Here is a 13,186-nt window from a genome sequence, read left to right on the forward strand (position 1 = left end):
CCGCACCCCCCACGAGCCGACACCGCATGACGAGGAGAGACCGAACCACATGCTCACCAAGCAACTCGACCGCGACGGACTGACGCACGAGAACGGCCTGGACGCCCAGCGCCTGCTGCCCTGGCCCGAACTCAACGCCCCCTTCGAGGGCTCCTGGTGCGTGATCCGCCCCGGAACCGCCTCGACGGCCCACGCCCACCACGAGTACGAGATCTTCATCGCCGTCGCCGGCTCCGCGGTCCTGGAGTCGGAGGGCGTCCGCAAGCCCTTCGTGACGGGGGACATCGTCCACTTCACCCCCGGCACCCCCCACCGCGTGATCAACGAGTCCGACGCGGACTTCGAGATGTATTCGGTCTGGTGGGACCTCGACATGACGCAGCGGTTCGCAGCACGCCACGAAGGAGCCCAGGCATGACACCCCGTACGGTCATCATCGCCCCGCCGCCCACCCCCAACGGGGACCTGCACACCGGGCACCTGGCGGGCCCGTACATCGCGGGTGACGTCCACGCCCGCTACCTGCGGGCCTCCGGCCGCCCGGTGATCTTCACCAGCGGCACCGACGACAGCCAGACCTACGTGGTCTCCAGCGCCGCCCGCGCCGGCCTGACCCCGGAGGAGCTGGCGCTGCGCTCGGCGACCCAGATCCGCGCCACCCTGGAGGCGGCCGGCATCTCCGTCGACGGCTTCGCGCCCTTCGACAAGGGCTACCGGCAGACCGTCATCGACTTCGTCACCGACCTCCACACCGACGGCGCCTTCCGGCTGAAGACCGTGCGGCTGCCCTACGTGGAGGCGACCGGCGAGTTCCTCATGGAGGGCCTCGTCGCGGGCGACTGCCCGGTCTGCCTGGTGGAGAGCCGGGGCGGGCTGTGCGAGTCCTGCGGCCACCCCAACAACTTCGACGAGCTGCTGCGCCCGCGCTCCACCGTCGACCCGGACGCCGTCGTCACCCACCACGAGGCGCAGATCCTGGTGCTGCCGATGGAGGAGTACCGCGACCGGCTCGCCGACTACTACGTCCGCCACCGCGACGTCCTGCGCCCGCACACCGCGCAGCTCGTCCGCGAGGCCCTGGACCGGCCGCTGCCGGACTTCCCCATCACCTACCCGACCGGCTGGGGCATCCCGGCCCCGTTCAGCGAGACGCCGGGCCAGGTCCTCAACGCCTGGGCCGAGGGCATGGCCGCCTCGATGTACTGCACCTGGTGGGCCGCCGAGCAGCTCGGTGAGCACGCCGACCGCTACGACGAGCACTGGCTGTCCGAGCACGGCATCGAACTCGTCTACTTCCTCGGATTCGACAACGTCTACTTCTGGGGAATGACGCACCTGGCGCTGCTGATGGCGCACGGGGACCGGTACGTCGAGCCGCACGCCATCGTCTCGAACGAGTTCTACGAGCTGGAGAACCAGAAGTTCTCCACGAGCAAGGGCCACGTGGTCTGGGCCGCCGACCTGGTGGCCGAGGTCCCGCGCGACCTGGTCCGCTTCTACCTGGCGCTGACCGCCCCGGAGCACTCCCGCACCAACTTCAGCCGCGAGGCGCTGGAGCAGCTGTCGGCCGACCGCCTGGTCGAGCCGTGGAACCGGCTCGCCGGCCGCCTGGAGGAGATGCTCGCCGGCGTACCGGCCGACGCGGCCCTCCCGGTGTCCGCGACCGGCGCCGAGCACGCGGCCATCGTCGTCGAGCGCTTCCGCTCGCACTACGAGCTGGAGAGCTTCAGCCTGCACCGGGCCGCGGACCTGCTGGTCGTGCACCTGGACCGGCTCCTGAAGCAGGCCGACCGCGTCGCCGTGGACGTGCCCACCGACCTCGGCGACCTGGTCCTGGCCGTCAGGACCCTCATCGCGTGCGGCGCCCCGCTGCTCGTCGACCTCGCGGCCCGTGCCGAGCGGGCCGGCGCCGATCTGAGCCTCCCGGCCGGTCCGATCACGGCCACCAGCACCCTGCCCCTGCGACTCCCCCTCCTGTCCACCGCCGTGGGGGCCTTCGAGCCCCTGTCCGTGCCGGTCGACGTCCGCGCCTGACCCCCCCCCGAGGAGCATCCGTGTCCACCATTGCCGCGCCCCGCCCCAATCGGGCCGAGCGTCTGCTCATCCCCGCCACCTTCATCACCAATCTCGGCAACGGCATCCAGCTGACCGCCGCCTCGTACCTGGTGTTCACCGAGGCCAACACCATGCTCGCGGTGAGCTGGCTGATGATCGCCGTCACCATCCCGCAGGTGGCGCTGTCCCTCTTCTTCGGCAAGCTCGCCGACCGTTTCGACCGCCGCACCCTGGCGATGATCTCCGACCTGGCCAGCGCGGCCGCCGCGATCGGCCTGCCGGTCTGGCTGGCTCTCGGCGGCGACCCGTCCACCGTCAGCTACGTCGCCAGCTTCATCCTGTCGATCTCCGCGGCCCTCTTCTTCCCGGCCAGCAACGCCCTGATCAAGGAGCGCATCCCGGAGTCCCGGCTCGCCCAGTTCAACGGCAACGCCGAGATCGCGATCCAGGCAGGAACGCTCGCCTCCGCGGCCCTCGGCGGCTGGGTGATCGTCTGGGTCGGCACCACGTCGCTCTTCTACTTCAACGCGATCACGTTCCTGGTCTCCGCCGTCCTGCTGTTCCTCATGGGCCGCCGCCCGGCCGGTACGGGCACCAGCGCCCCGGAGGCCGCCGCCAAGGCCGCCGCCGCGGTCGCCGCGACGGGCACCCGTCCGCCGCTGGCCCGTCTGGCGCTGCTCTACATCATCGGCAACATCGTGATCATCGTCGGCAACAGCATCATGCTGGTCCTGGTCATCGACGGCTTCAAGTCCAACGCCGGCTACCTCGGCATCGTCGACGCCCTGTTCGGCATCGGTGCGCTCTTCGCGGCCTGGGCCTTCAAGAAGATCAGCTCCAAGGCGACCGTGCTGAAGACGGCCCTGATCGGCTACCTCGCCTTCGCGGTGCTGCTCTCCCTGGAGTCGATCCACCTCTACGCGATGATGGCCGTCATCCCCTTCGCCGCCATCGCCTTCTGCGTGGCGCGCATCTCGGCCCGTACCGCCCTCATGAGCGCCGCCCCCGAGGAGAAGACCGGCTTCGTCTTCGGTGCCACCAACGCCTTCGGCCTCGCGGCCGGCACCGCCGCCGTCGTCCTGATCTCGCTCCTGGTCGACTCCACCAACGTCAAGAACGGCTTCTACGCCCTCTCCGCCCTGGTCGTCGTCATCGCCTCCCTCACCATCCTGTCGCTGCGCAAGCACGACCGTGAGGTCGCCGCCGCCGAGGCCGCCGAGGCCGCCGAGCAGTCCGTCTCCGTCGCCCCGGCCGCGTCCGCCACCGAGGTCACCGAGCCCGCCGCGGCCGGTACCGAGGCCCGCGAGTCCGTCCCGGCCAAGGTCTGAGGGGAGAAGCCGACATGAAGCTGCTCGCCATCGAGGCCAGCCAGAACGCCACCTACTACATCTCCCGCTACCAGCAGATCGAGGAGCGCGGCGCCGAGGTCTTCGTCCTCAACGGCATCGGCACCGAGGACTTCTGGGCCGCGGACCGCTACCGGATCGCCGGCTCCAAGCACATCGAGGACATCGTCACCGCCGCCAAGCAGTGGCACGCGGAGGAGGAGTTCGAGGGGGTCCTGACCTTCTCGGAGTCCGGGGTCGTCACCGTGGCCGTCGTCGCCGAGGCGCTCGGGCTGCCGAGCATCGGCTTCGAGGCCGCCCGCACCAGCCGCAACAAGCTGCTCATGCGCCAGGCGCACGAGCGGGGCGGCGCGGCCCACCCCGGCTTCCGCCACGCCCCCGACGTCGAGGCGGCCCTGGCCGCCGGCGAGGAGCTCGGCTACCCCCTGATCCTCAAGCCGACCCTCGGCGCCGCCAGCAACTTCGTCTTCAAGGTGGACGACCCGCAGGAGATGCGCGCCCGCTTCGCGGACGCCACCTCGGGCATCGAGACCATGACCTGGGCCCTGATGGAGGCCGACGGCCTCGACCTCGGCCCGAACGGGATCATCGTCGAGGGCTACCTGGACGGGCACGAGCACCTGATCGAGGCGCTGGCCTGGGACGAGGAGGTGTACCTCGGGTCCGTCGTGGACCGGATCACCGTCGAGAGCGGCACCTTCGACGACGACGTCCACCACGCGCCGAGCTCCCTGACCGCCGAGCAGATCGCCGCCGTCCACGAGGTGGTCCGGGACGCGGCCCACGCGCAGGGACTGCGCCGGTCCGTGCTGCACGCCGAGGTCCGCTTCCACCAGGGCAGGCCGTTCATCCTGGAGATCGCGATCCGCCCCGGCGGCGGCGGGCTCGACCACATGGCGCGCATCAGCGCCGGCCACGACCCCATCCAGTGCGTCTCGGACGTGGCCCGCGGCCTGCGGCCCGACGTCTCGCACTACTCCCCGACCGAGGTGCACACCGCGGCGATGTGCCTGATCAGCGGGGCCGGCACGGTCGAGTCGATCGAGGTGCCCACCGAGGTCTCCGAGGACCCGGCGCTGTTCTTCCTCAAGATCACCGCCACTCCGGGCAGCGTCATCAAGCGCCCGCCCGCCGGCAACAACATCCTCGGCTTCATCGGGGCCACCGGCACCTCCCTGACCGAGGCGCTGACCACCGCGCACGTCGCCGCCGGCCGCATCCGCACCGAGATGAGGCCGGAGCATGCCTGAGACCGTCCGGCGCACCGCCACCAGGCGCCACTACCTGATGTGCCGGCCCACCCACTTCGAGGTGAGCTACGCGATCAACCCGTGGATGGACCCGGACAAGCCGATGGACGCCGATCTGGCGCTGGCCCAGTGGGAGCGGGTCCGGGACCTGTTCGTCGGCCTCGGCCACGAGGTCTCGTACATCGACCCGGTGCCGGGCCTGCCGGACATGGTCTTCTCGGCCAACGGCGCCACCGTGGTCGACGGGAAGGTCCTGATCGCGAAGTTCCGCCACCGGGAGCGGGCGGCCGAGGCCGACGCCTACCGGGCCTGGTTCGAGGAGCACGGCTACACCGACATCAGGGTCCCGGAGTACGTCAACGAGGGCGAGGGCGACTTCGCCCCCGCGGGCCGGCGGATCCTCGCCGGCGCGGGATTCCGCAGCGACCCCGGCGCGTTCGAGGAGCTTCGCGCGTTCTTCGGGCTGCCGGTGGTCGGCCTGACCCTGACCGACCCCCGCTTCTACCACCTGGACACCGCACTGTGCGTCCTCGACGACGACCTGGTGATGTACTACCCCGCTGCCTTCTCCGACGAGAGCCGGGCCGTGCTGCGGGAGCTGTACCCGGACGCGATCCTCGCCACCCGGGAGGACGCCGAGGCCTTCGGCCTGAACGCGGTGAGCGACGGACTGAACGTGGTCCTGACGGAGACCGCGACCGACCTGATCGAAGCGCTGCGGGCGCGCGGATTCGAGCCGCACGGCGTGGACATGTCGGAGCTGCTGAAGGCCGGCGGCGCGGTCAAATGCTGCAGTCAGGAGATACGAGACACGTGATCGACTACGACGGCAAGAGTTTCCGCAACACCGGTTACCCCAAGGGCGAGGACGCCCCCGTCGGCCACTACCGCCAGGAAGGCGACCTGCTCTGGGCCGACTTCGACGGGGGCCCCGTCCGCCGCGGCTCGCTCAACGGCCGCGTCGAGCCCGACGGGAACCTCGAGTTCGCCTACACGATGGTCCTCGCCAGCGGCGAGGTGATCGCCGGGAGGTGCTGGAGCACCCCCGAGTTCCTCGACGACGGACGGATCCGGCTCAACGAGCGCTGGGAGCGCTACGGAGACCACTCGGACAGCGGTGTATCCGCATTGGAGGAGGTACGGACATGACCCCGCCCACGACCCCGCTCCGCGGGGGGAGCGTGACCTGGGCCTGCACCAGCGGGTTCAGCCCGGTCTTCATCTTCCCCTTCACCCCCGGCGAGTACTACGGGGTGGCCAACCTGCACGAGTTCCAGACCCTGATGTACCGCCCGCTCTACTGGTACGGCTCCGGCGGCCAGCCGACGGTCGACTACGAGCGCAGCCTCGCCGAGCCGCCGGTGTGGAGCGAGGACGGGCTCACGGCGACGATCACCGTCAAGCCCTACCGGTGGTCGAACGGCGAGACCGTCAACGCCGACAACGTGATGCTGTGGATGCACCTGCTGGAGGCGGAGAAGGACAGCTTCGGCGGTTACACGCCGGGCTTCTTCCCGGACAACCTGACCGGCTACGAGAAGGTCGCCGAGGACAAGGTGAGCTTCACCTTCGACCGCGCCTACTCCCACAACTGGGTGCTGATGAACCAGTTCAGCACCATCACCCCGCTGCCGAAGGCCTGGGACCGCACCGGCGACGACCGGCCGGCCGACGCCACCCACGACCCGTCCCAGGCCTCGGCGGTCTACGCCTACCTGCGGGCCTGCAACGACGAACGCAAGAGCTGGGACACCAGCCCCGTCTGGAGTGTTGTCAACGGCCCCTGGAAGCTGACCAGTTACACCATCGACGGGGTCTCGGGCGAAGCCGTCCTGACCCCCAACGAGAGCTACTCCGGCCCCAACAAGCCCTACCTGGACGAGTTCCGGCTGATACCCACCGGCTCGGACACCGAGCAGTACGAGATGCTGCGGCGCGGCCCCGAGGCCGTCGACGGGGTGCAGGTCGGCTTCCTGCCCTTCGACGAGGTCACCGAACCGGCCGAGGACCTCATGGCCGGCGGGCCGAACCCGCTCGGCGAGCACTACGACCTCGTGCCCCAGCTCACTTACAAAATCCACTACTTCCCGATCAACTTCAACAACCCCACCGTTGCCGGAAAGATCTTCAAGCAGCTCTACTTCCGCCAGGCACTGCAGTCCTGCCTCGACTCCCGGGGCGCCATCCGCGACGTCTACAAGGGCTACGGCTATCCGACCACCGGGCCCATCCCGGCCCTGCCCGACAGCCCGCTGCTCTCCCCCGCCGCGCACGAGGACCCGTACCCCTTCGACGTCGAGGCGGCCCGCACCTACCTGACCGACAACGGCTGGGACATCTCCTCCACGCCGGGCGTCTGCGTCCGCGAGGGCACCGGCCCCGGTGAGGCGGGCGAGGGCATCCCGGCAGGGACCCCGCTGCGGTTCTCGATGCGCTACGCCGCGGGACACGAGACGCTGACCGAGGTCATGCGGAAGTTCGCCGCCGACGCCGCCCGGGCCGGCATCGAGATCGAGCTGACCGAGGTGGAGGCCAGCGTCCTGGTCCTGGAGGACACCACCTGCACCCCCGGCCCCGACAGCCCCTGCCTGTGGCAGTTCAGCGACTGGAACGGCGGCTGGGGCTACGGCCCGGGCTTCTACCCCACCGGTGAGGCCCTCTACTCCAGCGGCTCCTCCGTCAACTTCGGCAGCTACAGCGACCCGAAGGCGGACGAGCTGATCGCCCGGACCGTGGTCAGCGACGACCTGGAGGACCTGTACGCCTACCAGGACTACATCGCGCAGCAGGTCCCGGTGATCTGGATGCCCAACTTCCCCTTCCGTCTGCTGGAGGTCGCCAAGGACCTCCGGGGCGTCGCCCCGATCAACCCCTTCGGACTGATCAACCCCGAGGACTGGCACTACGTCGGCACGGCCGCGGAAGAGGCGGAGGCTCACTGATGTACCGGACGCTGCTCGACCTGCTCGATCTGCACCAGGCCCGATACCGCCTGATCGACCACCCGGCGGAGGGCCGCACGGACCTCGCCAGCATCCTGCGCGGCCACCCGCTGGACCAGGCCGCCAAGTGCATCATCGTCCGCGTCAGCATCACCAAGCGGGTCGGCAAGTACGTGCTCGCGGTGGTGCCCGGAGACCGCCAGGTCGACCTGGCGGCGGTCGCCGCACTGTTCGGCGGGGGCCGTACCGCCTTCGCCACCCCCGAGATCGCCGAACGGCTGGCCGGCAGCGTCTGCGGCACCGTGATGCCGCTCAGTTTCCACCCGGACCTGGAACTCGTCTTCGACGAGGGCCTGGCCCTCACCGAAGAGATCTACTTCAACGCGGCCCGCCTGGACCGCTCCGTGGCCCTGTCCACCTCCGACTACCTCGCCATCGCCCAGCCCCGGCTGGCCGCGATCGCGACGGCCGGGGACCGGGTCCTGACCAACTCCGCGAGGTGACGAACATGACCGATGACACGACCGACGACGGCGTGGTGATCCTGGTCGGCAGCGGACAGCGCGCCTACCGCGAGTACCTGCTCGCCGGCGCCGCCCGCCGCCGCCCGATCTGGATCCTGGACGCGGCCGAACCGACCTGGCAGCTCGACCACGTACGGGGCTCCACCACGGTGGAACTGCTCGACCGCGAACGCCTCGTGCCCGACACCGAAGGGCTGATCGCGGCTGCCGAGGCGGTCGCCGCCGCACACCGGGTGGTCGGCGTCTTCAGCTACGACGAGACGCTCGTGGTGACCACCGCCCTCATGGCCGAGCGGCTGGGCCTGCCCGGACTGACCTTCCGGGGCGCCGACAACTGCCGCAACAAGCACAACACCCGCCGGCTGCTGACCGCCGCCGGCCTGCCCCAGCCGCAGTTCGCCTACGTCACCGGCGCCGACGAGGCGCTCGCGACCGCCGACTCCTTCGGCTACCCGGTCGTCCTCAAGCCCCGCGGCATGGGCGCCAGCATCGGCGTCATCAAGGTCGACGGCCCCGAGGGGGTGCGCGCGGCCTTCGAGGTCGCGGACGCCGCCAGCCGGGGCGGGAACAGCGACTACGAGGGCGGCGTGCTGGTCGAGGAATGCGTCATGGGCCCCGAGATCAGCATCGACGGCACCGTCTTCGACGGCGACTGGAACCCGCTCTTCCTGGCCCGCAAGGAGGTGGGCCTCGCGCCCTACTTCGAGGAGACCGGGCACACGGTCAGCGCCACCGACCCGCTCCTCGCCGACCCGGAACTGCTGCGCGTCCTCAAGGCCGCCCACCGGGAGCTGGGGATCGGCCACGGCATCACGCACACGGAGGTGAAGCTGACCGCCCGCGGCCCCGTGATCATCGAGGTGAACGCCCGCCTGGGCGGCGACCTCATCCCCTACCTGGGCAGCCTCGCCACCGGCGTGGAACCGGGTGAACTGGCCGCGGAGATCGCCGCGGGGACCCTGCCCAGCCCGGAGCCCACGCTCTCGCGCACGGTCGGCATCCGCTTCCTCTACCCGGAGCGCAACGGCACGGTGCGGTCGGTCGACGTGCCCGCCCCGACGGACGTCCCGGGGCTGCTGGAGGCCAACGTGATGGTGCCCGCCGGCACCACGCTGCTGCTGCCGCCGGACGGCTACCTCAGCCGCTACGCCAACCTGATCTGCGCCGGCGAGTCCTTCCTGGCCTGCGAGGAGTCCCTCGCCAAGGCCGAGGCGCTGACCACGATCGTCCTCGACAGCTGACGCGTCGGGGACCGCACACGGAAAGGAGGTCGGATGATGTCGGCGAGAGTAACGGTAGTGGGCGCGGGCGTGATCGCGCTGCTGACGGCGGTCGAGTGCGTGCTCGACGGACACCGGGTCACGGTCGTCGACCAGGGGCCCATCCCGCACAGCCGGGCCACCTCTTTCGACCAGCACCGGATCCTGCGGGCCCTGCACCCCGCCGATCCGCGGACCACCCGGGCGGCGCTGCGGGCGCACCGGCGCTGGATCGAGCTGGAAGAGCTCTTCCTGACGCGCTTCTACGAGCAGGTCGGCTCCCTCACCGTCCTGCCGCCCGCGGCGGCCGCGGAGGGCACGGCCCTGCTCACCGCGGCCGGGGGCCGGGCCACGGAGCTGACCGCGGCCGGCCTCGCCGACCGCTATCCGCACCTGCGCGTGGACGGCGGCCTCGGCGCGGTGCTGGAGACCGAGGCGGGCGTGCTGCTCGCCGAACGGGTCCTCGCCGCCTGCGTCGGATGGCTGAAATGGCAGCGGGGCACCGAGCTGATCGAGCACCGGGCCGTGACCGCCGTCGACGCCGAGAGCGGCACCGTACGGCTGGTGGACGGGCAGGTCCTGCACGGCGACGCGGTGCTCATGGCGGTCGGCCCCTGGTCCCGGGACCTGCTCCCGGCGAGCATGTCCGACCGGCTCACGCTGTACCGGCAGTCCCTCCTGTACTGCAGGGTGCCCCGGCAGCAGGCGGCCGCGTGGGCGGCCACCCCGGCCGTCCCGGCGCTCGGCACGAGCGGCGGCGCCTGGCTGATCCCGCCCGTCGCGGGCACGGCCCTCAAGCTCACCTCGGCCACGGCCTGCCGGGTCGTGGACGGGATCACCGACCACGCCACCGACCCCTACTGGCAGCGCAAGCTGGAGAAGGAGTTCGGGGACGTCCTGCCCGGCTTCGGCCCGGCCTGGGTCACCGACGCCAAGGACGCCTACTACTCGGCGTTCGCCCCGACCGGCGGTCCGCTCGTGGTCGCCCTCGGCGGTGCGGGATACGCGTACGCGGCCTGCGGTGGGACATCCTTCAAGTTCGCGCCGCTCATCGCGCGGTCGCTCGCCGACCGGCTGGGCGGCCGCAGCCCCGAGCCGATCGGCATCGGCGCGCTCGACGGGCCGCTGGACGTCCGTGCCCCGCAGCTCGCGGGCCTGTGAGCGGGGGCCGGGCATGCGGGCGGAGGAGCGGGCAGTGGTCACGGTGGACGACGTACGGAGGCTGGCGACGGCCCTGCCGCGGACGGAGGAGCACCTCGTCCGGGACCGGGTGAAGTTCCGCATCGGCAAGATCGTCTATCTCGCGCTCTCCCGGGACGAGAGCGAGCTGGGCTTCGCCTTCCCCAAGGAGGAGCGGGCGGCGCTGGTGGCCGCGGAGCCGGAGAAGTTCTTCCTGCCGCGGGAGTCGGACCTGCGCTTCCACTGGGCGGAGGCCCGGCTCGCGGCCCTGGACCTCGACGAGCTGACGGAACTGGTCACCGAGGCCTGGCGGATGGTGGTGCCGGCGAGGGTGGCCCGCGAGCACCTCGACGGGCCCGCGGCGCAGTCCCCGGCGCCGATCCGGGCGCGCACCCGGGCGGACGACCGGTCAGGGACCCGGGCGGGGACCCCGGCCGGCCCGCCGCCGCTCCCGCCCGCACCCGGACTGGCCGGGCTGCACGCCACGGCGGAGGTGTTCAACGGCTTCCCGGGAGTGGACCGCAGCTGGCTGGCGCTGCGCGCCGCGACCGGCACCCTCGACCTCTCCGTCCCCGCGCACCGCGACGCCCTGCACCGCTGGCTCAACTCCTGGGGATGCCGCATCCGTTACCCGCGCGAGGGCGAGCCCGACGCCTTCGGAGCGGGACTCGCGGCCTGGTGGGAACGCCACCACGCGCTGCCCGACGCCCCGCTGGCCGCGCTCGGCCCCCGCGAGGTGTCCCGGCTCGCCAAGGCCTACGCGGAGCTCGCGGCCGTGCCGGTCGGCCGGCGCAGCCTCGGCCCCACCGCCGCCTCCAAGGCGCTGTACGCGCTGCGCCCCGCCTCGGTCATGCCGTGGGACGCGGCCATCGCCGACCGGCTCCACGGCGCCCGCGACGGCGCCGCCTTCGCCCGCCACCTGCGGACCGGGGGAGCCTGGGCGCGCGCCGTGCTCGCCGAGGCCGGAGGCCTCCACGAGGCGGCGCTCTGCGCCGAACTGGGCAGGCCGGAGGTGTCCCTGGCCAAGATCCTCGACGAGTACCTGTACGTCACGATCACCTACGGCGCCCGGATCCCGCCCGGGCAGGCTCCCCCGCAGGACGCTTCCTAGCGCGCCGCCCGCGCGGGCACCTGGGCGGCCGGCCGCTGCGCCCCGGCCGTGGACTCGTCCGTCGGGTCCGGCTGGGTCAGCGCGAACGCCCGGGCCATCGGCGTCAGCCCGTACTGCCCGGGCACGTCCGAGTGGTCGAGGAGACCCGCGTCCAGGAGGCGTTCGAGAAGGTCCTCGACCGGCTGCGCGGAGCGCTCCACCAGGACGGCGAGCGCGTCCGCGGACTCGTACACGACGTTGTCCACCGACGGCGGGCCGTCGGATCCGGCGAACTGCCGCAGGACCAGGCGGGCCCACGGGGTCAGCTGCCGGTAGGCGCTGTCCAGGCGGGCGGCGAGGGCGTCGTCCCCCACCTGCAGCCGGCCCAGGAAGCGGCCCGGGTCCCGCGGTCCTGCGCCGATCAGGTCGGCCACCGCGTCCTGGAGCATCCACTCCGGGCGGGCCGCGAGCCGCCGCCCGGCCAGGTTCAGGGCCAGCGGCAGGTCCCCGCAGGCGTCGGCGAGGAGCAGGCAGGCGCGCGGCTCGGTGCCGACCCGGTCGCCGCCCAGCAGCTGGGCGAGCAGTTCCATGGACTCGTCGCGGTCCAGGGCCGGTACGCGCAGCCGGCAGACCCCGTCGAGGCCGAGCAGCCGGGAGCGGCTGGTGATGACGATGCGGCTCTCGGGCGCGGCCGTCAGCAGCTCCCGCACCTGGCGCTCGTGCTGCACGTTGTCGAGCACCACGAGGAGCCTGCGGCGGTTCAGGAGAGACCTGTACAAGCCAATTCTCTGACCGGGGTCGTTCGGGATCCGGTCGGCCGGGATGCCCAGGGCCTCCAGGAATCCGCCGGCGATTCCGGCGGCGTCCTTGCGGCCGTCCGCGGCCGGGTCGAGGTTCGCGTAGAGCTGTCCGTCGGGCAGGCTCGTCGCCAGCTCGTGGGCCAGCCGCAGGGCCAGGGCGGACTTGCCCGCGCCGACCTGACCACTGATCACCAGGGGTGCGGCGGGCCGCTGGTCACCGCTGTTCGGCGCGGTCAGCGACCTGGCCAGCCGGAGCAGCGCGGCCCGCCCCACCAGGGCGCGGGGCTCCATCGGCAGCTGGGCGGGAGGGGGCAGTACGGCTCGTACGTCGGCGGCGCGCAGTTCGTTCTCCTGGTGCTGCTGTACGGCCTTGGCCGCAGGTCGGGGGGTGCCGTCCTCGGGTTCGGCGCGGGCCGCCTCGTGCCAGCGGCGCTCCCAGGTGGCGCGGTCACCGCCGCAGGCCTCGGCGAAGGCGAGGGCCACCTGGAGGGTGGGGAGCCGGTATCCGGCGGCCGCGTCGGACAGCACCGACGCGGAGAACATGGCCCGCGTGGCCATGTCGCGGTAGCCGGGGCTGCCCGCTGCGGTCCGCAGCCTGCGCAATTCCCGGGCGAACGCGGTGACCGGTCCGGCATCGGGGGCCAGCGGTCGCTCCAGTCTTCCCACACCCGTCTCCTTAGGCACTCGCTCTGTCCGCGGCCCGGTGAGGCCTGCCCATGAACTGTCCGTGTCGTGCTTCCC

The 13,186-nt window shown here is 72.0% G+C and carries 12 protein-coding genes; 11 read left to right on the forward strand and 1 reads right to left on the reverse strand.

What is annotated here, in order from left to right:
- The first annotated feature begins 49 nt into the window (after positions 1-49).
- From ACPU2J_RS17240 to ACPU2J_RS17290, 11 genes are read left to right on the forward strand one after another with little or no spacing between them, the layout of a single operon-like run.
- Complete coding sequence (locus tag ACPU2J_RS17240) at positions 50-418, forward strand: cupin domain-containing protein (protein ID WP_399816101.1); 369 nt, start codon at positions 50-52, stop codon at positions 416-418.
- Positions 415-2,034 (forward strand): class I tRNA ligase family protein, encoded by a 1,620-nt coding sequence (locus ACPU2J_RS17245; RefSeq protein ID WP_420080228.1) that lies wholly within the window; start codon positions 415-417, stop codon positions 2,032-2,034. Before ACPU2J_RS17240 ends, ACPU2J_RS17245 begins: the two co-directional genes overlap by 4 nt.
- Before the next feature lie 20 nt (positions 2,035-2,054).
- Positions 2,055-3,383 (forward strand): MFS transporter, encoded by a 1,329-nt coding sequence (locus ACPU2J_RS17250; protein WP_420080227.1) that lies wholly within the window; start codon positions 2,055-2,057, stop codon positions 3,381-3,383.
- A gap of 14 nt (positions 3,384-3,397) precedes the next feature.
- Positions 3,398-4,651: an ATP-grasp domain-containing protein gene (locus tag ACPU2J_RS17255; RefSeq protein ID WP_361589780.1), complete on the forward strand. Its 1,254-nt coding sequence runs from the start codon at positions 3,398-3,400 to the stop codon at positions 4,649-4,651.
- The gene (ddaH, locus tag ACPU2J_RS17260) at positions 4,644-5,468 is read left to right on the forward strand and encodes a dimethylargininase (RefSeq protein ID WP_420080226.1); all 825 of its coding nucleotides are present in this window, start codon (positions 4,644-4,646) and stop codon (positions 5,466-5,468) included. The genes ACPU2J_RS17255 and ddaH overlap by 8 nt, the downstream gene beginning before the upstream one ends.
- On the forward strand, positions 5,465-5,800 hold the full coding sequence (locus ACPU2J_RS17265; RefSeq protein ID WP_420080225.1) for a hypothetical protein: 336 nt from the start codon (positions 5,465-5,467) through the stop codon (positions 5,798-5,800). The genes ddaH and ACPU2J_RS17265 overlap by 4 nt, the downstream gene beginning before the upstream one ends.
- Complete coding sequence (locus ACPU2J_RS17270; RefSeq protein WP_420080224.1) at positions 5,797-7,593, forward strand: ABC transporter substrate-binding protein; 1,797 nt, start codon at positions 5,797-5,799, stop codon at positions 7,591-7,593. Before ACPU2J_RS17265 ends, ACPU2J_RS17270 begins: the two co-directional genes overlap by 4 nt.
- A complete protein-coding gene (locus ACPU2J_RS17275) occupies positions 7,593-8,096 on the forward strand; it encodes a YbaK/EbsC family protein (protein ID WP_399816110.1) in 504 nt (167 codons plus the stop codon). The genes ACPU2J_RS17270 and ACPU2J_RS17275 overlap by 1 nt, the downstream gene beginning before the upstream one ends.
- A gap of 5 nt (positions 8,097-8,101) precedes the next feature.
- Positions 8,102-9,358, forward strand: coding sequence for an ATP-grasp domain-containing protein (locus ACPU2J_RS17280; RefSeq protein WP_423833557.1), 1,257 nt, complete (start codon positions 8,102-8,104; stop codon positions 9,356-9,358).
- Positions 9,359-9,394: 36 nt separating this feature from the next.
- Positions 9,395-10,537, forward strand: coding sequence for an NAD(P)/FAD-dependent oxidoreductase (locus ACPU2J_RS17285; protein WP_423833558.1), 1,143 nt, complete (start codon positions 9,395-9,397; stop codon positions 10,535-10,537).
- 34 nt (positions 10,538-10,571) lie between these two features.
- A complete protein-coding gene (locus ACPU2J_RS17290; RefSeq protein ID WP_423833559.1) occupies positions 10,572-11,666 on the forward strand; it encodes an MmcQ/YjbR family DNA-binding protein in 1,095 nt (364 codons plus the stop codon).
- Here the strand turns inward: ACPU2J_RS17290 and ACPU2J_RS17295 are convergent.
- Complete coding sequence (locus tag ACPU2J_RS17295) at positions 11,663-13,111, reverse strand: NB-ARC domain-containing protein (RefSeq protein ID WP_420080221.1); 1,449 nt, start codon at positions 13,109-13,111, stop codon at positions 11,663-11,665. The two genes, ACPU2J_RS17290 and ACPU2J_RS17295, sit on opposite strands and share 4 nt — an antisense overlap.
- Positions 13,112-13,186: the final 75 nt, after the last annotated feature.

This window comes from Streptomyces manipurensis, from assembly GCF_049570255.1.
Classification (GTDB): Bacteria; Actinomycetota; Actinomycetes; order Streptomycetales; family Streptomycetaceae; genus Streptomyces; species Streptomyces manipurensis.

Coding starts and splice junctions, on each gene's coding strand:
- ACPU2J_RS17270 (WP_420080224.1), top strand. CDS start 5,797: ATGACCCCGCCCACGACCCCGCTCCGCGGGGGGAGCGTGACCTGGGCC.
- ACPU2J_RS17285 (WP_423833558.1), top strand. CDS start 9,395: ATGTCGGCGAGAGTAACGGTAGTGGGCGCGGGCGTGATCGCGCTGCTG.
- ACPU2J_RS17240 (WP_399816101.1), top strand. CDS start 50: ATGCTCACCAAGCAACTCGACCGCGACGGACTGACGCACGAGAACGGC.
- ACPU2J_RS17245 (WP_420080228.1), top strand. CDS start 415: ATGACACCCCGTACGGTCATCATCGCCCCGCCGCCCACCCCCAACGGG.
- ddaH (WP_420080226.1), top strand. CDS start 4,644: ATGCCTGAGACCGTCCGGCGCACCGCCACCAGGCGCCACTACCTGATG.
- ACPU2J_RS17255 (WP_361589780.1), top strand. CDS start 3,398: ATGAAGCTGCTCGCCATCGAGGCCAGCCAGAACGCCACCTACTACATC.
- ACPU2J_RS17280 (WP_423833557.1), top strand. CDS start 8,102: ATGACCGATGACACGACCGACGACGGCGTGGTGATCCTGGTCGGCAGC.
- ACPU2J_RS17275 (WP_399816110.1), top strand. CDS start 7,593: ATGTACCGGACGCTGCTCGACCTGCTCGATCTGCACCAGGCCCGATAC.